This is a genomic window from Streptococcus sp. A69 (genome assembly GCF_058556195.1).
This window is the reverse complement of sequence record NZ_JBZUJU010000002.1, coordinates 505,695-525,303: the sequence shown is the minus strand read 5'-3', so window position 1 is coordinate 525,303 and position 19,609 is coordinate 505,695. Positions and strand designations below refer to the sequence as shown.

Genomic DNA, 19,609 nt, shown 5'->3' with positions numbered 1-19,609 from the left:
TACTTGAGTACGGCAAGGTGAAGCTGACGTGGTTTGAATTTGATTTTCGAAGAGTATTATCAAGATGAAATAGATAAAAATGCTACCTATATTATACCCCATTTAGGAGAGAATAGGTAGCAAGTTTTTTATTCACTATCGAGCAAGAGCTCTTTTGGTTGTTTTCTAAGGAGATTGCTTGAAGCAAGCGCCATAACGAGAACCACTAGAACCAAAGCAAGGACAAAGACGATGATAAAGTCTGATGTCTGAATGGAAATGTCTAGGCTCGACAAGGTCTTGCTAAAGCCGTCTACTTCTGCACCACCACCAAGGTTAGAGGTTTGAGCAGCCTTGCTGGCTTGCTTGGCAACACCTGAAGTGACATTGGCAAGAACAGTATTTCCGATTGCTCGAGCTGTGTAGTTGGCTAGGAAGTAAGCCGAAACGAGAGCAGGGATAGCGATCAGGATCGATTCGGTGATGAATTGCCCCAAGATACTTGCCTGCTTGAGACCGATAGAGAGGAGGATTCCCACTTCCTTGCGACGGGCGTTGATCCAAAGGCTGAGCAAGAGTGCAAGGAGAAGGACTGAGAAGCTCAAGCTACCCCAGAAGAGGAGGTTGGCCATCTTGTACATACCAGAGATGGATTGCTCAAGAGCTGGGTAGTTAGAGGAGCTCTTCACAAGTGTGTAGCTCTTCCAGTTGATACCACTGATACCATTCAACTCTTTCATGACGTCATCCAAGTTCTTGTCTGCTGTTACAAAGAAGGTTGCGTCCCCATAAATAGCTGTATCTTCTGTGTATCCATAAAGTTTTGCAGCAGTGTGAATGTCTGTGATAGCTGTATTTTCATAGAGTTCTTGTGAGTAGGTTACTGCTGACTTATTGTGACCACCAAAGAGTCCCTTGATTGTCACTTCAACTGTTTCCTTGGCACCTTTTTCATTGTCTGCATCGTAAACATTGGAGTCTAGTTTGACCTTATCTCCGACTTTCCATCCGTGTTTGGCTGCCAAGTCCTTGTGCATGAGGATCTTGTCTTTGTCGTCGTTGGTTAGGTGCTCACCTTCAACCAGCTTATATGAGCCAGAGACAAACTTGTCTTCTTTAGAGGAGTCATTGACACCTGTAATCATCAAACTGCTGCCAAACCGTTTGGCACGGTCTGCAGTGAGATTTTTCTTGGTTTCTGGCGTTTCGATGAGGTCGTATCCAGTCAAATCTCCGATAGCGTTGATGCGTTTAACATAAGACTCGATGGCCTTATTTTCGGTGATTTTTTTGATATCCTCACCCTTGATATTCCCAGCACCACGTGGCGTTCCTTGGTTGACGCGACGATTGATTTGCATGGAGAAGCTATTGGTGATATTTTTAAAGGTCTCCTGAGAAGCCTTGGCTGTAGCTCCCTTGATCGACAATCCGACCAAACTCAAGCTCGCCATGAGGAGAATAATCAGGAAGATAACAATCGATTTGAAAAACTTCCTTGTAACATAGGCAAATGCGTTGTGTAACATAGGTTCCCTTTCTAGATTTGATTTAATAATTCTATCAAAACAAGCTCATCTTATTTTGTAGTATTGCGAGTTTCAGTTAGTTTCTTATTCTTCAATTCAAGTGTAATATCTGACGCTTGTGCCACTTCTTTACTGTGGGTGACGACGATCACACATTTACCTGTTTTCTCGGCAAGTGATTTGAGCAGTTCGATAATATCTCCGGCAGTTTTAGGGTCCAGATTTCCTGTTGGCTCATCAGCTAGAATAACCGGAGCTTCTGAGACTAAACTGCGAGCGATGGCTACACGTTGCTGTTGACCACCTGATAACTGGAGAACATTCCGCTTGATCTGACTCTCATCCAAACCAAGCTCAAGAAGCGTATCCTTGCTTGCTTTTTTGTTGACCAAGCGGATATTTTCCAGCGGAGAAAGATAATCTATCAAGTTATAATTTTGAAAGACCAGGGAAATATGGTGCATGCGATGGTATGAATACCCCTTGTTCCGAATGTCCTCTCCTTGGAAAAGGATAGAACCTTCAACAGGGCTATCTAGACCAGCCAGTAGGGACAAGAGAGTGGATTTTCCTGCTCCTGACTCACCAATGATACTATAAAATTTTCCGGGTTCAAAATTATACTTGATCTGATATAAAACTGCTTCAGCAGTGTTCTTATAACGGTAGGTAACATCTTGCAATTGTAATAAAGTCATGATTTCTCCTTCTTATACTCAATGAAAATCAAAGATTAAACTAGGAAGCTAGCCGCAGGTTGCTCAAAGCACAGCTTTGAGGTTGCAGATAAAGCTAACACGGATTAAATTTGATTTTCGAAGAGTATTAACTAATAGATGATAAAATTTCCTTAGGCGATTTTCTAAATAAGAATAGGAAACAAAGGGCTACAGACAAGCAACCAATCAAGAGCAGAAAGACATAGGATTCTGCAAAGGATAGGAGACTAGTTAATAGACCGCTTGCTTTGGCCAGCGTGTCCTGTAAGCTTGCCTGATCTCCACTGGCTAGGACAGTTTGGAGCAGATAGGATGTAACGGCATTTCCTGCAACAAATGCTGGAAGCAAAGCTCCAAGTGATACCAAAACTACCTCTAAACAGAACTGGAGGAAGATCGAGCTCTTGCCTTTTCCAAGTGCCAGAAGAATCCCCACTTCGTAGACCCTTTCTCTCAACCAGAGAGACAAGACCAAAATCAAAGCTCCTGCTCCAGCTATCAACATCCCATAAAGGAAGATGGTGAGGAAGGTTTGGAAGGTTGCCACTGAGTCTTTGATTTGTTCAAAGGCCTTGTTTTCCTTCTCAACTTGGAAACCTTGACTTTCCAAAGCCAAGGTTTCCACCTGCTTCATGAGTCCGTCCATTTCCTTAGGATTTTCTACATAGAAGCGGGCTGCACTGACTTGTGGTTCACCATTTCCCAAAAGGGTTTGGCTACTTTCGTAGTCTGTAAAGACTTGGTTTTCACTGAAGTCAGAAGACAAGCCTGTGAATTTTTCTTGTTTCTTACCAGAAAAGATACCGACAATTTCAAACTCAACTGTCTGTCCTTTTCCAGATTCTGACTGACCAGCATCCAAGCGAATCTTGTCATGAAGCGAAAGACCGTTCTTCTTGGCCAACTCTTCGTGGATAAGGATTTTCTTGGAGTCCCCTTTTTGAAGGTGTCGCCCTTCTTTTAGATTGAAAGCCGAACTGGTAAAGGTGACATCCTTGGATGAATCTTCAAGAGCCGTTAAGCTAACCAAGTTCTTGTCCGCGGCTGACAAATCATCACGTTCTACGCTCTGCTCACCACTCACCGCTTCCTTGTCTTTCAGTTTTGCGACCGTCTCGAGTTCAGGAGAGACATTTTCCAGTCCCTTAATCTTGCTCACGGATGCTAGGTCAGACAATTTGAAGGTCTGTCCATTTTCTATCTTTTTGATAGAAAAAGATGTATTGAGTGATTTGTAAAGATTGCTTTCTACTGTTTTGTTGGACTTCATCAGAGTCAAACAGGCTGAAATTCCTGCTAAAAGGACAAATAAAATCAGAAATAAAATAAAACTTCTCAGTCGTTTTCTGCTGACATAAGCCCAAGCTCTTTGGATTGGATTCATTTGTCACCTCCATATTTGTAAGACTATTATAAAATCCAAATATGAAATGTTTATGAAATCGAAAATTTTTTTGATTTATTTTTTGAAAAAACCAAAAAGCTAGCAAACGCTAACTTTCCTTCTTATGTAAGGATAAATAGTACCAATCAAAAATCTACTTCATTTTAAAAATGATAGTCACATCTTTCTGATTAGTATTTTTCGATCTCCTAAGTTCTTCATTTTCTGACTTGTGTTTGAAGAAATTCTTGATAGGATGAAATGGAAAATTCAGTTTAAATGTTCTGATACAATGACTGTTCTTGATGCCAATATTTTTCGATATAGGAAACGTAGCCTCTAGTCTTCTTTGTAAAAACAAAAAGAGCCAGCCAAAGCTAACTCTTATCCTATGCGGAGAGAGGGACTTGAACCCTCACGACCTAAAGCGGTCACAGGATCCTTAGTCCTGCGCGTCTGCCAATTCCGCCATCCCCGCGTCGATTACTTTACTAGTATATCAACTTTCAAAATCTTTGTCAACACTTTTTTCAGATTTTTTTCATTTTTCCAAGGGAATTATTCTTGGATTTCAGCCAGATTTTCATCCAGCAACTTGGCTCCCAAAGTGTTCTTAAAATGACCAAGAGCAAACTGATGATTTTCTGACCAAATAGAGGCAACCGCAGGCTTGACAATCTCGATTTGATAACCTAAATTATAGGCATCAATAGCCGTATGAAGAACACAAATATCAGTCAGGACTCCAGTTAGGATGACTGTATCTACACGACGTTCCCGCAAGCGGATATCTAGGTCCGTACCTGAAAATGCTGAATAGTGACGCTTGTCTATCCAAAAGACGCGACTATCCGCCTCATGCTCAGCATAAAAGCCAGCTAGGGGGCCATAGAGGTTACGGCCACTAGTCCCGATGATGTTGTGTGGCGGAAAGAGCTTGCTTTCTGGGTGGAATGTATCCTTCTCTTCATGAGCATCAATGGTGAAAAAGACATAATCTCCACGATCAAAAGCCAATCTGGTTACTCGATCAATTGCCTCTGATATGGCTTGAGCAGGTGCCCCTGCAGTCAGCTTTCCATGGTCTGCTACGAAATCCTCTGTATAGTCAATTGAGATTAAAGCCTTTGCCATTAGTAGTCCCTCTTTTTCACTTCCTCAAAAATATCACCAATTAGAACTTTGAGATAAGTCCCCTTCATTCCGAGTGAACGGCTCTCAATAATTCCTGCTGACTCCAGTTTACGAAGCGCATTGACAATCACAGAACGCGTAATGCCAATACGGTCTGCAATAACAGATGCAGTCAACTGTCCTTCATTTCCATCCAATTCAGCTAAAATAGCTGATACGGCACGAAGTTCTGAATAGGAAAGGGTATTAACCGCCATGGTAACAGCAGTACGACGGCGAATATTTTTCTCATCCTCTTCACGTTGGAAGTTCAAGAGTTGAATCCCTACCACCGTGCTCGCAATCTCAACAAGAATCAAATCTTCATCTTCAAATTTCTTATCATTGCGCCAAATGATCAACGAACCTAGGCGAATCCCTGATACATGAATCGGAGCAATGGTCGTCAAACCATCTGGAAAATCCGCACGGCTCTCTACAGGGAAAATTGTCAAATCATGTTCAACAGGAAGGTTGGCTTCCGTATCATAGATCATGTTTGCACCTTGAATATAATCATCTGGAAAAATCTTAGTTTGAAAAAACTGCTCTACACGATCTGTATTCGTTTTATAACGCATGAAGTAGCCTAAAAGGCGCCCCTTGCTATTCACAATACAAGCGTTACAATCAATAATATCTGCCAACTGGCGTGTAATCGCATTATAAGGAAGTTCATCTTGAAGTTGCTCCTCTGAGCGTTTCAAAATAGAAGTAATTTTTCTTGTTTTTTCTAATAAGTGTGCCATTTTTTACCTCGCATTTAATCGCTACCATTATAACATAAAGAGCGTGAATTTTCAATTATTATCTGAAAATTGCTTATTTAATTGCAATTTTGAACAGCAAAAATATTTTAGAAAAATAAGATCTTTTGTGTTGACAGCTGAATTATTTTTTGTTACTATAACATTATAAGAAGATGATATGGTAAATCCCTTTCCGTTTCACCTATCCTTTACTATCACCATCTTCTTTTACCCTTGGTCTCCTTATATATAAAAGCGATTCACAATATGAATCGCTTTTTCCTATTTGTCTCCTTTGTTACGAATAACAAAGCCTGTTTTCTTTTCACTTGAAGTGTTGTGAGGTTTCTTATTGTCTTTATTACGGTAACGTCTGTCTTTATCAAAACGATCGTTCCCGCGGTTGCCTTTCTTGAAGTCATCACGGCGACCACCACGACGGTTATCTCCTCGACGATTGTCGCGTCCACGATTACCTCCAGAACGTCCATTTCCTGACGGTTTGAACGGCAGTGGTTTTTCACGCGCAATCTCCACTTCAGGAAGACTGTCTGGATCTTGGACTGTCAGACTCAAGATATACATAGCCAATTCTTCTGGACTAAATTCTGCTGCTAACTTACGAGCATCCTTAGCAAATTTCTCAAAGTTGCCACGAATGGTTTCATCTGCAAAATCACGTTCGATTTTCTTGAGAGCTACTTGTTTCTTAGCTTGGAAGGCTTCTTCTGCACTTGCAGGTTTGAGACCTTTCATGCGTTTCTTAGTCAAGTTTTCAATAATTTGAAGGTAGCCCATTTCGTTTGGAGCTACGAAAGTAATAGACTGACCTGACTTACCAGCACGACCTGTACGACCGATACGGTGAACGTAACTTTCAGGATCTTGTGGAATATCGTAGTTGTAGACATGGGTCACACCTGAGATATCCAAACCACGCGCTGCAACGTCCGTCGCAACTAGAACATCGAGATTCCCATTTTTAAAATCACGTAGGACACGAAGACGTTTGTTTTGGTCCAAATCACCATGAATACCTTCTGCACGGAAGCCACGGATTTTAAGTCCACGAGTCAATTCATCCACACGACGTTTGGTACGACCAAATACGATAGCAAGTTCAGGCTGTTCCACATCCATGAGACGAGTCATAGTGTCAAATTTTTCTTGCTCCTTAACTCGGATATAGTACTGGTCCACCAGCTCTGTTGTCAATTCTTTGGCAGCAATCTTCACATGCTCAGGCTCTTTCATAAACTGAACACCGATACGCTTGATAGCATCTGGCATGGTTGCTGAAAAGAGTAAGGTTTGACGACTGTCAGGGACACGCGAGATAATAGCTTCGATGTCTTCAAGAAAGCCCATGTTGAGCATTTCATCTGCTTCATCAAGGATGAGGGTTTCAATATCGTGCAATTTCAAAGCCTTGCGTTTGATCAAGTCCAAGAGACGGCCTGGTGTTCCTACAACGATATGGGCACCTGATTTGAGGGCCTTGATTTGTTTTTCAATGCTGGAACCACCGTAAACTGAGCGAACTTTCACTCCCTTGCTACGGCCAAAGCGGAAGAGTTCTTCTTGGCTTTGAACAGCGAGTTCACGAGTTGGAGCGATGACCAAGGCTTGGATGGTCGCTTCTTCTGTACGGATTTTTTCAAGAGTTGGCAAGCCAAAGGCTGCAGTTTTTCCTGTACCAGTCTGTGCTTGACCGATAACGTCTTTTCCCTCAAGAGCCAAGGGGATGGTCTGCTCTTGAATAGGACTTGCTTCTACAAATCCAGCTTTTTCAATCTCTGCTAGCAATTCAGCAGACAAGTTAAATTCATTAAATTTCACGTTATTCTTCTTTCTAAAGGTGGTGCGAAGCCACCCTATAGGGCTTTAGTTCATACTTTTCTTTTCATGACGTATCTTCTACAAAAACGAGATACCGTGTTGCTTCTTTTCCACGAAAGAAAAGTACTAGTTTCTTTGCAACCTATCTAGTATAACACAAGAACGGGGTAAAAGATAGTAGAATCTTTAAGGAAAATCATGTAAACGATTTTTCTATTTTTTGAACTTGATTCCCGAAAGCTTTCGTTAGACTATTTTAGTCCAATATTTTTTCCCGTAGCAGATTTGTGCAAAAGTTTTTTTCTTGTGCTAGAATGAAATCAAACAGGAGGATTAAAAAATGTTAACATACGATTTAATTGTTATTGGATTTGGTAAGGCTGGTAAGACTTTGGCTGCTAAGATGAATGCGGCTGGAAAAAAAGTTGCTGTCATCGAGCGCAGTAAAGCGATGTATGGTGGTACTTGCATTAATATTGCTTGTATCCCAACCAAGACTATGATTGTAGCGGCTGAAAAGGGTTGGTCATTTGACGATACCATGAAAGAGCGTGGTGCGGTGACTGGTCGTCTTAACGCTAAGAATTATAAAATGTTGGCCGATAATGGCGTTGATGTCATTGATGCAGAGGCACATTTCGTGTCAAATAAGGTGATCGAGATCCAGGCTGGTGACGAAAAACAAGAAATGACTGCTGAAACAATCGTCATCAACACTGGCGCTGTTTCAAACGTCTTGCCAATTCCTGGACTTGCTACAAGTAAAAATGTCTTTGACTCAACAGGTATCCAAAACTTGGACAAATTGCCTGAAAAACTTGGAGTCCTTGGTGGTGGAAACATCGGTCTTGAATTTGCTGGACTCTACAACAAACTTGGTAGCAAAGTCACAGTCCTAGATGCCTTGGATACATTCCTTCCTCGTGCAGAACCTTCCATCGCAGCTCTTGCTAAACAATACATGGAAGAAGACGGTATTGAATTGCTTCAAAACATCCATACTACTGAAATCAAAAACGACGGTGATCAAGTCCTCGTCGTAACTGAAAAGGAAACTTACCGTTTCGATGCCCTTCTCTACGCAACTGGACGTAAACCGAATGTAGAACCACTTCAACTTGAAAATACAGATATTGAACTAACGGAGCGTGGTGCTATCAAGGTCGACAAACACTGCCAAACAAACGTTCCTGGTGTCTTTGCAGTTGGAGACGTCAATGGTGGACTTCAATTCACCTACATTTCACTTGATGACTTCCGTGTTGTCTACAGCTACCTTGCTGGAGATGGCAGCTACACACTTGAAGACCGTCTCAATGTACCAAACACCATGTTCATCACACCAGCTCTTTCTCAAGTTGGCTTGACGGAAAGCCAAGCAGCTGATTTGAAACTCCCTTACGCTGTTAAGGAAATCCCTGTTGCTACTATGCCTCGTGGTCACGTAAATGGAGACCTTCGCGGAGCCTTCAAAGCTGTTGTCAATACTGAAACAAAAGAGATTCTCGGTGCAACTATCTTCTCAGAAGGTTCTCAAGAAATCATCAACATCATCACTGTTGCTATGGACAACAAGATCCCTTACACTTACTTCACAAAACAAATCTTCACTCACCCAACCTTGGCTGAGAACTTGAATGACTTGTTTGCGATTTAAGTTGAAGTCTTATCTTATCTCACAGCCCTCTTTGGGCTGTTTTTGTTTCTGCGAAATCTCAAATCTATCTTTTCTCTCTTTTATGATATAATAGAAACATGAAATTAAAAACTACTTTGGGCCTCCTAGCTGGGCGTTCTTCTCACTTCATCTTGAGCCGTCTTGGCCGAGGAAGTACGCTCCCAGGAAAACTCGCCCTTCAATTCGATAAAGATATTTTACAAAACCTAGCTAAGAACTACGAGATTGTCGTGGTCACTGGAACCAACGGGAAAACCCTGACAACTGCCCTCACTGTCGGCATTTTAAAAGAGGTTTATGGTCGGGTTCTGACTAATCAAAGCGGTGCCAATATGATTACAGGGATTACGACAACCTTCTTGACGGCCAAATCCTCTAAAACTGGAAAAAATATTGCAGTCCTTGAAATTGACGAAGCCAGTCTTTCTCGTATCTGTGACTATATCCATCCTAGCCTTTTTGTCATCACTAATATCTTCCGTGACCAGATGGACCGCTATGGTGAGATTTACACGACTTATAAGATGATTTTGGATGCCATTCGTAAGGTGCCTACGGCTACTGTTCTCCTCAATGGTGACAGTCCACTTTTCTACAAGCCAGCTATTCCAAATCCTGTAGAGTATTTTGGTTTTGACTTGGAAAAAGGACCTGCCAAACTGGCTCACTATAATACCGAAGGGATTCTCTGCCCTGACTGTCAAGGCATCCTAAAATATGAACTCAATACTTATGCCAACTTGGGGGCCTATATCTGTGAAAATTGTGGTTGCAAACGTCCTGACTTGGACTACCGTCTGACAGAACTGGTTGAGTTGACCAACAATCGCTCTCGCTTTGTCATCGACGGACAAGAATACGGTATTCAAATCGGTGGACTCTACAATATTTACAATGCTCTTGCTGCGGTTGCCATCGCTCGTTTTCTCGGGGCTGATTCGCAACGGATTAAGCAAGGATTTGACAAGAGCCGTGCTGTCTTTGGACGCCAGGAGACCTTCCATATCGGTGACAAGGAATGCACCCTTGTCTTGATTAAAAATCCAGTCGGTGCAACTCAGGCTATCGAGATGATCAAACTAGCTCCTTACCCATTTAGCCTATCTGTCCTCCTTAATGCCAACTATGCAGATGGAATTGACACTAGCTGGATCTGGGATGCGGACTTTGAACAAATCACTGACATGGATATCCCTGAAATCAACGCTGGCGGTGTTCGGCATTCTGAAATTGCTCGTCGTCTTCGGGTGACTGGCTATCCAGCTGATAAAATCACTGAGACAAGTAATCTGGAGCAAGTTCTCAAAACCATTGAGAAGCAAGACTGCAAGCATGCTTATATCCTGGCTACCTATACTGCCATGCTGGAATTCCGCGAACTGCTGGCTAGTCGTCAGATTGTTAGAAAGGAGATGAACTAATGGTTTATACTTCACTTTCCTCAAAAGCTGGCAACTACCCTTATCAGCTCAACATCGCCCACCTCTATGGGAACCTCATGAATACCTATGGAGACAATGGAAACATCCTTATGCTCAAGTATGTGGCTGAAAAGCTGGGGGCTCATGTAACGGTTGACATCGTTTCTCTCCATGATGACTTTGACGAAAATCACTACGATATCGCCTTTTTCGGTGGCGGTCAAGACTTTGAACAAAGTATTATCGCAGGAGACCTACCTGCTAAAAAAGAGAGCATTGACAACTACATTCAAAACGACGGTGTAGTTCTGGCTATCTGCGGTGGTTTCCAACTATTGGGGCAATATTATGTTGAAGCCTCAGGCAAGCGCATCCAAGGTCTAGGAGTCATGGGTCACTACACCCTCAACCAGACCAATAACCGCTTTATCGGCGACATCAAGATTCACAATGACGAATTCGATGAAACCTACTATGGATTTGAAAATCATCAGGGCCGTACCTTCCTCTCAGATGACCAAAAACCACTGGGACAGGTAGTCTATGGAAATGGAAATAACGAAGAAAAGGTCGGCGAAGGGGTTCATTATAAGAATGTCTTTGGTTCTTACTTCCACGGGCCTATCCTCTCTCGTAATGCCAATCTAGCTTATCGCTTAGTCACTACTGCTCTCAAGAAAAAATACGGTCAGGACATCCAACTCCCTGCCTATGAGGATATTCTCAGTCAAGAAATCGCTGAAGAATACAGCGACGTGAAAAGCAAGGCTGACTTTTCTTAAACTAAGGAAAATTAGATAAAAGAACTCCACTATCTTGTCGGAGTTCTTTTTGCCTGTTCTTTTACCCTTCTCTCTTGCATTTTCTCTCTTTTTTTGCCAAAATAGAGAGGTAGAAAGAAGGTAGCATATGTCTAAATTACAACAAATCGTAACATATCTTGAATCAGAAAAACTAGACGTCGCTGTCGTATCTGACCCCGTCACTATTAATTACCTCACTGGTTTTTACAGTGATCCCCATGAACGCCAAATGTTCCTCTTTGTCCTAGCGGACCGGGAACCTCTCCTTTTTGTCCCAGCCCTTGAAGTGGAGCGTGCAAGCAGCACTGTTTCTTTCCCAGTAGTGGGCTATGTGGATTCTGAAAATCCATGGCAAAAAATCAAAAATGCCTTGCCACAGCACGACTTCAAACGTGTCGCTGTTGAGTTTGACAATCTCATCTTGACAAAATACCATGGTTTGAAAACAGTTTTTGAAACTGCTGAGTTTGAAAACCTCACTCCTCGCATCCAACGCATGCGCCTCATCAAATCAACTGATGAAGTGCAAAAAATGATGGTTGCAGGGCTCTATGCTGATAAGGCTGTAAAAGTTGGTTTTGACAATATCTCTCTTGATAAAACAGAGACAGATATCATTGCCCAAATCGACTTCGCCTTAAAACGTGAAGGCTATGAAATGAGTTTTGATACCATGGTATTGACTGGTGATAATGCTGCAAATCCACACGGAATTCCTGGTGCAAACAAGGTCGAAAAAGACGCCCTTCTCCTCTTTGACCTGGGTGTTATGGTCAATGGCTACGCATCAGATATGACTCGTACAGTCGCTGTCGGCAAACCAGACCAATTCAAGAAAGATATTTACAACTTGACCCTTGAAGCCCAACAAGCTGCTCTTGACTTTATCAAACCTGGTGTGACTGCTCATGAAGTAGACCGCGCTGCCCGTGAAGTCATCGAAAAAGCTGGTTACGGTGAGTACTTTAACCACCGTCTCGGTCACGGTATCGGTATGGATGTCCACGAATTCCCATCTATCATGGAAGGAAATGACATGGTCATTGAAGAAGGCATGTGCTTCTCTGTTGAACCAGGTATCTATATCCCTGGTAAAGTCGGCGTTCGTATCGAAGACTGTGGTGTTGTTACCAAGGATGGCTTTGACCTCTTTACAAGCACAAGCAAAGACTTGCTTTATTTTGATTAATATTCATCTAATACTCAATGAAAATCAAAGAACAAACTAGGAAACTAGCCGCAGGCTGTACTTGAGTACGGCAAGGCGACGTTGACGCGGTTTAAATTTGATTTTCGAAGAGTATAAAATCTTCCCACAATAAAACGCATAGTATCAAGGTTTTTCAACACTTGATATTATGCGTTTTTCTGATTTTTAGAACTTTTCTCCAGCCGCTTTACTTAATTTTCTTAATACTTTGACTAAGCACAAACCCTACAACCATTCCCACGATATTTTGCAGGAAGTTTGGTAGGATTTCTGGTAGGGCTGCTGCCCAGCCATTCATCAAAGTTGAACCCAAGGCGTAGCCTCCTACCATCGCAATAGTAGCTAAGATAAGGCCTAGCCATTGCCATCTTCCTTTAAATCCTGCGAAAAATCCCTGCAAGCCATGGTTGATCAAGCTAAAGAACATCCACTGTGGATAGCCTGATAAGAGGTCAATCAAGAAACCTGCTAGACCTCCGACTACAGCCCCTTCACGACTACCAAAGTAGAAGGCTGCAAAGAAGATACCCGCATCTAAGAGAGTTAGAATGCCTGTTGGTGTTGGAATCTTTAAGAAATAACCTAGAACCACAGAAAGGGCGGTTAAGAGGGATACAAGGGCGATTTTAGTTGTTTTGGTTTGCTTCATATTGTCTTACTCCATATTGATCTGCTTGTGCAATAGCACGGTAAACGAAAGCCTTAGAGCTTTCTACTGCTGGTAAAAGTTCATCCCCTTTAACCAAGTGACTGGCGATGCTTGAGGCAAAGGTACAACCTGCACCAGCATTTTGTCCTTGGATAACAGGATTTTCTAGGACAGTAAAACTTTGTCCATCATAAAAGACATCTACAGCCTTGGACTGACTAAGGCGATTGCCTCCCTTGATAATGACTGCTGGCGCTCCTAAATCATGCAATTTCTGCGCTGCAGCTTTCATATCTTCCAAAGTTTTGATTTCCTGACCCGCCAACAATTCTGCTTCAGGAAGATTTGGCGTAATCACACTGACATGAGGGAAAAAGAGAATCAACTCTTTACAGAGTTCACTGACAGCCACATCGTGCGTTTCCTTGCAGACCAAGACGGGATCCAATACAACAGGCACTCCTGGACGTTGCTTGATAAAGTTCAAGGCTTTCTCAGCCACACTGACAGTAGGAAGAAGACCAATCTTAATCCCTGCAAACTCGACATCACGTAAGCTATTCAACTCATGTTGGAAAATAGTATCATCCGTAGGGAAGACTTCAAAGCCCTTTTCGGTCAAGGCCGTCAAACAAGTGACAGCTACAAAGCCATGCAAGCCGTTCAAGGTATAAGTGGCCAAATCAGCTGACAAACCACCACCACTAAAAATATCATTCCCAGAAAGGGCTAAAATACGATTATTCTTCATAACGAATCTCCTTTAAATACAAGCCATTTGGTGCCGCCGTTGGACCCGCAAGTTTTCTATCTTTCTTCTCCAAAATCAAGTCAATCTGCTCAACTGGCATGCGGTTATTGCCGATTTTGAGAAGAGTCCCCACCATATTACGAATCTGCTTATACAAGAAGCCATTTCCTGAGAAGGTAAAGATTAAAAACTGCCCTGTCTCATCAACACTAAGACTAGCTTCTGTAATGGTCCGAACCTTGTCCTCTACACTCGTTCCAGATGCTGTAAAACCGGTGAAATCATGGGTTCCTTCTAATTTCTTGACAGCCTCCTGCATCCGCTCTACATCGAGGGGATAGGGAAAGTGAGTAGCATAGTGACGGCGCATCGGATTTTTAGGACGCCCCCTATCTACTATAAACTCATAGGTCTTGCTATGTTTTGCATAACGGCAATGAAAATCATCCACCACAAGCTCAATTGAAATCACATCGATATCTTCTGGTGACTGGGTATCCAGAGCAAAACGGAGTTTTTCCTCATCCATCTGATAGGGCAGATCAAAATGAATAACCTGACCAAGAGCATGAACCCCACTATCCGTCCTACCAGCACCGTGTACAGTGATGGCTTGCCCCTTATTGAGTCTCGTTAAAGTTTTTTCGATTTCCTCTTGAACGCTCCGCGCATGAGGCTGGCGCTGAAAACCAGCAAAGGCATAACCATCATAGGAAATGATTGCTTTATATCTTGTCATAACTTCTATTTTATCAGGAAATAAAAGTGTAAACAAGTTTAAAAACCAATAATTGTCTGGGTACAAAATTCCAAAAAAGAAAAACTTAGGAAACCAATCCTAAGCTCTCTTTTGAAGTGCGTACATAACAAAGATAGAAGTGACAATCAACCAGCATCCTAGAATGGTGAAGACCAACATACCGTTTTGAGTCACCAAGCCAATCGCCCCAAGAATAAACGGTGTCGTAAAGGCTCCAAAGCTACATCCTAGCACTGCAAAAGATGTTGCCTGATTAAGAAGCTTGGCTGGGATTCTTTCAGAAAGAAGCTGAAAGACAGTGGTCAAGGCCACACTGTAAGAAAAACCTGCCACAATACTTCCAACTACCATCACACCCAATGACGGAGACAAGGCAATCACAATCTGCCCCAATCCAAAGGTGATACCTGACCAAAGGAGCAATCTTTCTTTAAACAGAGAGATAAAGAAAGAAAAACTCACACCAGCCAAGATACCAATCAACTGCATGATACTTAAAACCAAGCTCGATAACTGGGCATCCCCTAGACCTCTTTCCACCATCAGACTAGGAATACGGATGGTGATAGCTGTGTTGGTGCAGACAACAACTGCTGCTTCGACAGCCAATAGAAAAATCAAGCCTTTCATCTGTCCTGTCAAACGAGTCGTTTCAGTCTCTTTTTTCTTTGTTTCTTTCTTTTCTTTCCCATAAGGGACAAAGAGCAGATAAAGGATCAATACTAAAAATCCCGCACTGTAGGCCAAGAAGGTCACTGTCCATCCCAAGGATAAGAGTTGACCGACCACTAGAGTCAAAATCGATGCCCCGACAACTTCTGCTGATCCGCGAAGACCCAACATCTGGATCCGTGTCTTTCCATGATAGCGTTCGCTAATGATGGAAATGGCCTTGGCATTGATCATCCCAACACCCAAGCCAAATAAAATCCGCATCGCAAAGACAAAGTTGTACTCCTGATACCAGAAGGGAGCTGTTCCACCGATAGAGAGGATGAGAAGGCCCAGACTAATCTGAAGTCGCTCAGGAAACAAACGCTCCAAAAAACCATTTAAAACCAGCATAATCATGATTCCAAAAGAAGGGAGACTGACCAGGAGCTCGATTTGTTCTTTAGGGTAGCCTTGATAGTAGTCAAACATGGCTGGCAGAGCACTTGAGATGGAGAAGGAGGTAATCAAAACGAGGGAGAGGGCCAAAATACTAGCCCGTTCTAAAAATTGTTTCATGAATTTTCTTTCTGTATATTTCTCACTGTTGATCCTTTTAGAAGGAAGATGGCAAGAAAAGAAGGAGCCCGATTGAACTAAAGACTCCGTCCTAACTTTCCTAATAGGAAGACTATTTTCGCTTGATTTGCTTGATCAGATAGAAGATGAAGCCTGCAACCATATACGCTGCAAAAATGATCAAACACCATTTGATGACCACGTCCCAACCCTTGTTCACATTTAAAAAGAAATAAGGGAAGGGATTGTCCTTGGAATTCGGAATATTGAGTTTTAAGACCAGGCCGTTAAACAAGGCAAAAATCATATAAACTAAGGGCAAGATGGTCCACAAGACTGGATCCCAGATCTTGTATTGACCCCGTTTATCAAAGAAGAGGGTGTCGGCTAAAAACCAGAGTGGAACGATATAGTGGCAAAGGAAATTTTCCACACGGTAAAAGTCTGTCGCGATCGGAGCAAGCATAAAATGGTAAATCACACAGGTAATCATGATACTCATGGTAACGCCACCCTTGAGACGAAGCAAGGTCGGACTTTGCCAATTTTCACCTGAACGGCTCATCACACGGAGCAGATAGCCCGTGAAAATCGTTACCAAAAGATTGGACAATACTGTGTAGTAAAGGAGCATACCAAAACCACCATGCTTGGTGATCTCTAAATAAACTCCTGTAAATGCCGCTAAGAACAAGAGGACACGACTATAAAAAATAAATTTATAATTCAGTTTCATGGCTAGATTTTCTTAACAAATTCTGACTTGAGTTTCATAGCTCCAAAACCATCAATCTTACAATCGATGTTGTGGTCACCTTCTACGATACGGATATTTTTAACACGAGTTCCTTGTTTCAAATCCTTTGGCGCACCTTTTACTTTCAAGTCCTTGATTAAGGTTACAGTATCGCCGTCAGCCAATTTATTTCCATTGGCATCGATAGCAACAACACCTTCTTCTACTTCTGCAACTTCTGCAGGATTCCACTCATAGGCACACTCTGGGCAGACCAAGAGACTTCCGTCTTCGTAGACATATTCTGAATTACATTTCGGGCAATTTGGTAAGTTGTTCATAAGTCCTCCTTAAACTAACAATTATTCTTTAAAATTCATATGTTATTGAACAGCAACTATTATACCGTAAAATCCTACTTTTGACAATGTGTCCTAAGTCCAGCAGACAAAAAATCATGCAACTGTTTACAGTTACATGACTTTTAAAAGATGATTGCTCATGGGCGCTTATCAAGCGCCTCATGATAAAAGGGGTAGCAACTATATTTTACAAACCAGGAGCTTGTCCAAGTTCTGCTGCAAGCATCCAAACTGTTTTCTCAAGTTCAGCCTTAGCACCAACAAAGATATCGTTTGTAACATCATCGCCTTCTTCATCAGTCACATCCAAAGCTTTTTGGAAAAGCGTGATGAGGTAGCGATAAATCGCTAGAACACGTTCCAAACTTTCTTCAACGTTACGGAATTCCCCTTCTTCTTCTTCGATTTCACTGTGTTGAAGGAATTCTGTCAAAGTTGAGTAAGGTTTGCCACCAAGGGTGATCAAACGTTCGCTGATTTCGTCAAGATAGCCATCAAGGCTGTCCATGTATTCATCCATTTTTGGATGCCATACGAGGAAACCACGACCACGCATATACCAGTGTACTTGGTGAAGGGCAATGTGAGCCACATACAAGTCCGCTACTGCTTGGTTCAATACTTCCTTTGTTTTTACCAATGCTACTGGCGCTGTTTTAGATAATGTTGTAACGTCTTTTACTGCTTCTTTTTTCAATTCAACCATATTTATTACCTCTTTCATTTTTTTGTAACCATCTTCTTAGTGGTTACAATATAAGTATACTACTACCAAAAAACGATAGCAAGGAAAATGTACTATCTGAGAAAAGTTGTAATAGACTGATAATTTAAGAATAGTCTAGATAGTTTTGATTAGCTGGATTCCCCAGACTTACTTGAAAATTGGCTTTGGTACAAGTCATAATAAAAGCCTTTTTCTTGGAGCAAGCGTTCATGATTTCCCTGCTCAATAATCTGCCCATCCTTAAGAACGAGAATCTTATCTGCTTCTTGAATGGTAGAGAGACGGTGGGCGATGACAAAGCTGGTTCTTTCTTTCATCAAGCGTTTCATAGCTTTTTGAATCAAGAGTTCCAAACGGGTGTCAACAGAGGAAGTCGCTTCATCTAAAATGAGAATTTTAGGATTGGCTAGGAGAGAACGCGCTATGGTCAAGAGTTGTTTTTGCCCGAGGGAAATATTGCTTGACTCTTGGTTCATCTCCATGTTGTAACCACCAGGAAGCGTTCGGATAAAGTGGTCTACATTTGCTGCTTTGGCAGCTTCTACAATTTCCTCGTCACTAGCGTCAAGATTTCCAAAACGTAGGTTTTCTTTGATTGTCCCTTCATAAAGCCAAGCATCCTGCAAGACCATCCCAAATTGACGGCGGTAGTCTTTACGTGACAACTGGCGAATATCCTGCCCGTCAACCAAGATTGCACCTGCTGTAACATCATAAAAACGCATGAGTAGATTGATTAGGGTTGTCTTACCAGCTCCGGTCGGACCAACAATCGCTACCATCTCTCCTGGTTGAACTTCTAGATTAAAGTCTCGAATCAATGGTTTGTTTTCAACATACTGGAAGTCAACATGTTGGAAGGTCACCTGACCTGTTAAGGGTTCAAGGATTTCGAGTTCTTCTCCCTTGACTTCCTCTGCCTCATCCAAGATATCAAAGATGCGGTCTAACGAAGACTTGGCACTTTGCATTTGACCCGCAAGTTGTGTAATGTTTTGGATAGGCTGGCTAACCTGCCAGACATACTGAACAAAAGCCTGCATATTCCCTACTGTCAAACGACCTGCAATAACCTGCAAACCACCAAGAACTGCAACGATCAGATAGGTCAGGTCTGATACGACATGAAGGGCTGGCATCATGATCCCAGAGATAAAGCTGGCTTTAAAGCCAACACGTTGGAGGTCATCTGTAATCTTAGAAAATTCTTTATGAGAGGATTCCTCACGACCGTAGAGTTTCAAAACATTAAAACCTGTAAGATTTTCCTGCACATAGCCATTCATCCGTCCTAAAATAGCCGCCTGCTCTTTAAAATAAGGCTGAGAACGTTTCAGGATGCTTCTGGCACCAAAATAGGTCACTGGAATGGATAGAATCACCACTATAGCCAAGTGAAAATTCAAGTATAATACCATTCCCATCACGAGGACAATCGTCAGAACGCCATTGACAATTTGGAGGAAAGACTGTTGAAGAGCGTTGGACACTGTCTCAACGTCACTAGTAAAGCGCCCCAACAAATCACCGAACTGGTGTTTGTCAAAGAAAGACACAGGGATACGATTGATCTTTTCAGTCATTTCATTTCGCAGATCCTGGGTCATAGACTGGACCGCATTGGTCATGAAATAGTTGGAATAATAAGAACCAAGTTCATACAAGAAACCTCTAAAGAGGTAAATGATTAAAACAGTTCCGATGTAGCCAGTATTGATACGAGCGCCTGCAAGACCATTAGCCATATCTAAGAGATTTTTTGTCAACTCCGTAATAGCTAGCCCCAAGACAAAAGGCTCCAAGACACTCATGACCACACTCAAAATTTTTAGAAAGACTGCAAAGAAGACAGAAAAACGGTAGGCTTTCAAATAGCTCCACAAACGAGCCAAACTATATTGTGTTTTCAT

18 protein-coding genes and 1 tRNA gene are annotated in these 19,609 nt (G+C 42.2%); 4 read left to right on the top strand and 15 right to left on the bottom strand.

Features of this window, described 5'->3' with window-relative positions:
- Window positions 1–128: 128 nt before the first annotated feature.
- The 7 genes from vex3 to cshA form a co-directional block, all read right to left on the bottom strand.
- Window positions 129–1,508, bottom strand: coding sequence for an ABC transporter permease subunit Vex3 (gene vex3 / locus AC4ME5_RS06560; protein ID WP_491800378.1), 1,380 nt, complete (start codon window positions 1,506–1,508; stop codon window positions 129–131).
- A gap of 50 nt (window positions 1,509–1,558) precedes the next feature.
- Window positions 1,559–2,206, bottom strand: coding sequence for an ABC transporter ATP-binding subunit Vex2 (gene vex2, locus AC4ME5_RS06555; protein ID WP_000173736.1), 648 nt, complete (start codon window positions 2,204–2,206; stop codon window positions 1,559–1,561).
- Window positions 2,207–2,333: 127 nt separating this feature from the next.
- Window positions 2,334–3,611, bottom strand: a complete 1,278-nt coding sequence (locus tag AC4ME5_RS06550) for an ABC transporter permease (RefSeq protein ID WP_491800377.1) — start codon at window positions 3,609–3,611, stop codon at window positions 2,334–2,336.
- Window positions 3,612–4,003: 392 nt separating this feature from the next.
- Window positions 4,004–4,089, bottom strand: a tRNA-Leu gene (locus AC4ME5_RS06545).
- Window positions 4,090–4,169: 80 nt separating this feature from the next.
- Window positions 4,170–4,745: a cysteine hydrolase family protein gene (locus tag AC4ME5_RS06540; RefSeq protein WP_084940099.1), complete on the bottom strand. Its 576-nt coding sequence runs from the start codon at window positions 4,743–4,745 to the stop codon at window positions 4,170–4,172.
- Window positions 4,745–5,533 (bottom strand): GTP-sensing pleiotropic transcriptional regulator CodY, encoded by a 789-nt coding sequence (codY, locus tag AC4ME5_RS06535; protein WP_000940727.1) that lies wholly within the window; start codon window positions 5,531–5,533, stop codon window positions 4,745–4,747. The genes AC4ME5_RS06540 and codY overlap by 1 nt, the downstream gene beginning before the upstream one ends.
- Window positions 5,534–5,815: 282 nt before the next feature.
- Window positions 5,816–7,372, bottom strand: a complete 1,557-nt coding sequence (gene cshA / locus AC4ME5_RS06530) for a degradosome RNA helicase CshA (RefSeq protein ID WP_000671071.1) — start codon at window positions 7,370–7,372, stop codon at window positions 5,816–5,818.
- Window positions 7,373–7,712: 340 nt separating this feature from the next.
- On the opposite strand from cshA, the gene AC4ME5_RS06525 reads away from it, so the two are divergent.
- The 4 genes from AC4ME5_RS06525 (at window position 7,713) to AC4ME5_RS06510 (ending at window position 12,463) form a co-directional block, all read left to right on the top strand.
- The gene (locus AC4ME5_RS06525) at window positions 7,713–9,029 is read left to right on the top strand and encodes an FAD-containing oxidoreductase (RefSeq protein ID WP_000958903.1); all 1,317 of its coding nucleotides are present in this window, start codon (window positions 7,713–7,715) and stop codon (window positions 9,027–9,029) included.
- Window positions 9,030–9,127: 98 nt separating this feature from the next.
- Window positions 9,128–10,471, top strand: coding sequence for a lipid II isoglutaminyl synthase subunit MurT (gene murT, locus AC4ME5_RS06520; RefSeq protein WP_491800376.1), 1,344 nt, complete (start codon window positions 9,128–9,130; stop codon window positions 10,469–10,471).
- Window positions 10,471–11,253, top strand: coding sequence for a lipid II isoglutaminyl synthase subunit GatD (gene gatD, locus AC4ME5_RS06515; RefSeq protein ID WP_057488621.1), 783 nt, complete (start codon window positions 10,471–10,473; stop codon window positions 11,251–11,253). The genes murT and gatD overlap by 1 nt, the downstream gene beginning before the upstream one ends.
- A 127-nt stretch (window positions 11,254–11,380) precedes the next feature.
- On the top strand, window positions 11,381–12,463 hold the full coding sequence (locus AC4ME5_RS06510) for a M24 family metallopeptidase (protein WP_061588342.1): 1,083 nt from the start codon (window positions 11,381–11,383) through the stop codon (window positions 12,461–12,463).
- A 208-nt stretch (window positions 12,464–12,671) separates the two neighbouring features.
- Here AC4ME5_RS06510 and AC4ME5_RS06505 read toward each other — a convergent pair whose 3' ends face one another.
- The 8 genes from AC4ME5_RS06505 to AC4ME5_RS06470 form a co-directional block, all read right to left on the bottom strand.
- The gene (locus AC4ME5_RS06505; protein WP_061588343.1) at window positions 12,672–13,133 is read right to left on the bottom strand and encodes an ECF transporter S component; all 462 of its coding nucleotides are present in this window, start codon (window positions 13,131–13,133) and stop codon (window positions 12,672–12,674) included.
- The gene (locus tag AC4ME5_RS06500) at window positions 13,111–13,884 is read right to left on the bottom strand and encodes a bifunctional hydroxymethylpyrimidine kinase/phosphomethylpyrimidine kinase (protein ID WP_491800375.1); all 774 of its coding nucleotides are present in this window, start codon (window positions 13,882–13,884) and stop codon (window positions 13,111–13,113) included. Before AC4ME5_RS06500 ends, AC4ME5_RS06505 begins: the two co-directional genes overlap by 23 nt.
- Window positions 13,874–14,623, bottom strand: coding sequence for a tRNA pseudouridine(38-40) synthase TruA (truA, locus tag AC4ME5_RS06495; RefSeq protein WP_084849477.1), 750 nt, complete (start codon window positions 14,621–14,623; stop codon window positions 13,874–13,876). The genes AC4ME5_RS06500 and truA overlap by 11 nt, the downstream gene beginning before the upstream one ends.
- A gap of 99 nt (window positions 14,624–14,722) precedes the next feature.
- Window positions 14,723–15,874, bottom strand: coding sequence for an MFS transporter (locus AC4ME5_RS06490; RefSeq protein WP_084849478.1), 1,152 nt, complete (start codon window positions 15,872–15,874; stop codon window positions 14,723–14,725).
- 112 nt (window positions 15,875–15,986) lie between these two features.
- Window positions 15,987–16,610 carry a Pr6Pr family membrane protein gene (locus AC4ME5_RS06485; protein ID WP_000775204.1) on the bottom strand — a complete coding sequence of 208 codons (624 nt, stop codon included), beginning with the start codon at window positions 16,608–16,610 and terminating at the stop codon, window positions 15,987–15,989.
- Between the two features lie 2 nt (window positions 16,611–16,612).
- Window positions 16,613–16,951, bottom strand: coding sequence for a zinc ribbon domain-containing protein YjdM (locus tag AC4ME5_RS06480; RefSeq protein WP_001061600.1), 339 nt, complete (start codon window positions 16,949–16,951; stop codon window positions 16,613–16,615).
- Window positions 16,952–17,159: 208 nt separating this feature from the next.
- Window positions 17,160–17,678 carry a Dps family protein gene (locus AC4ME5_RS06475; protein WP_491800374.1) on the bottom strand — a complete coding sequence of 173 codons (519 nt, stop codon included), beginning with the start codon at window positions 17,676–17,678 and terminating at the stop codon, window positions 17,160–17,162.
- Between the two features lie 149 nt (window positions 17,679–17,827).
- On the bottom strand, window positions 17,828–19,609 hold the full coding sequence (locus AC4ME5_RS06470) for an ABC transporter ATP-binding protein (protein ID WP_491800373.1): 1,782 nt from the start codon (window positions 19,607–19,609) through the stop codon (window positions 17,828–17,830).

Coding starts and splice junctions, on each gene's coding strand:
- AC4ME5_RS06540 (WP_084940099.1), bottom strand. CDS start 4,745: ATGGCAAAGGCTTTAATCTCAATTGACTATACAGAGGATTTCGTAGCA.
- AC4ME5_RS06485 (WP_000775204.1), bottom strand. CDS start 16,610: ATGAAACTGAATTATAAATTTATTTTTTATAGTCGTGTCCTCTTGTTC.
- AC4ME5_RS06510 (WP_061588342.1), top strand. CDS start 11,381: ATGTCTAAATTACAACAAATCGTAACATATCTTGAATCAGAAAAACTA.
- codY (WP_000940727.1), bottom strand. CDS start 5,533: ATGGCACACTTATTAGAAAAAACAAGAAAAATTACTTCTATTTTGAAA.
- murT (WP_491800376.1), top strand. CDS start 9,128: ATGAAATTAAAAACTACTTTGGGCCTCCTAGCTGGGCGTTCTTCTCAC.
- truA (WP_084849477.1), bottom strand. CDS start 14,623: ATGACAAGATATAAAGCAATCATTTCCTATGATGGTTATGCCTTTGCT.
- AC4ME5_RS06525 (WP_000958903.1), top strand. CDS start 7,713: ATGTTAACATACGATTTAATTGTTATTGGATTTGGTAAGGCTGGTAAG.
- vex2 (WP_000173736.1), bottom strand. CDS start 2,206: ATGACTTTATTACAATTGCAAGATGTTACCTACCGTTATAAGAACACT.
- AC4ME5_RS06500 (WP_491800375.1), bottom strand. CDS start 13,884: ATGAAGAATAATCGTATTTTAGCCCTTTCTGGGAATGATATTTTTAGT.
- AC4ME5_RS06475 (WP_491800374.1), bottom strand. CDS start 17,678: ATGGTTGAATTGAAAAAAGAAGCAGTAAAAGACGTTACAACATTATCT.
- AC4ME5_RS06505 (WP_061588343.1), bottom strand. CDS start 13,133: ATGAAGCAAACCAAAACAACTAAAATCGCCCTTGTATCCCTCTTAACC.
- AC4ME5_RS06550 (WP_491800377.1), bottom strand. CDS start 3,611: ATGAATCCAATCCAAAGAGCTTGGGCTTATGTCAGCAGAAAACGACTG.
- AC4ME5_RS06490 (WP_084849478.1), bottom strand. CDS start 15,874: ATGAAACAATTTTTAGAACGGGCTAGTATTTTGGCCCTCTCCCTCGTT.
- AC4ME5_RS06480 (WP_001061600.1), bottom strand. CDS start 16,951: ATGAACAACTTACCAAATTGCCCGAAATGTAATTCAGAATATGTCTAC.
- vex3 (WP_491800378.1), bottom strand. CDS start 1,508: ATGTTACACAACGCATTTGCCTATGTTACAAGGAAGTTTTTCAAATCG.
- AC4ME5_RS06470 (WP_491800373.1), bottom strand. CDS start 19,609: ATGAAAACACAATATAGTTTGGCTCGTTTGTGGAGCTATTTGAAAGCC.
- gatD (WP_057488621.1), top strand. CDS start 10,471: ATGGTTTATACTTCACTTTCCTCAAAAGCTGGCAACTACCCTTATCAG.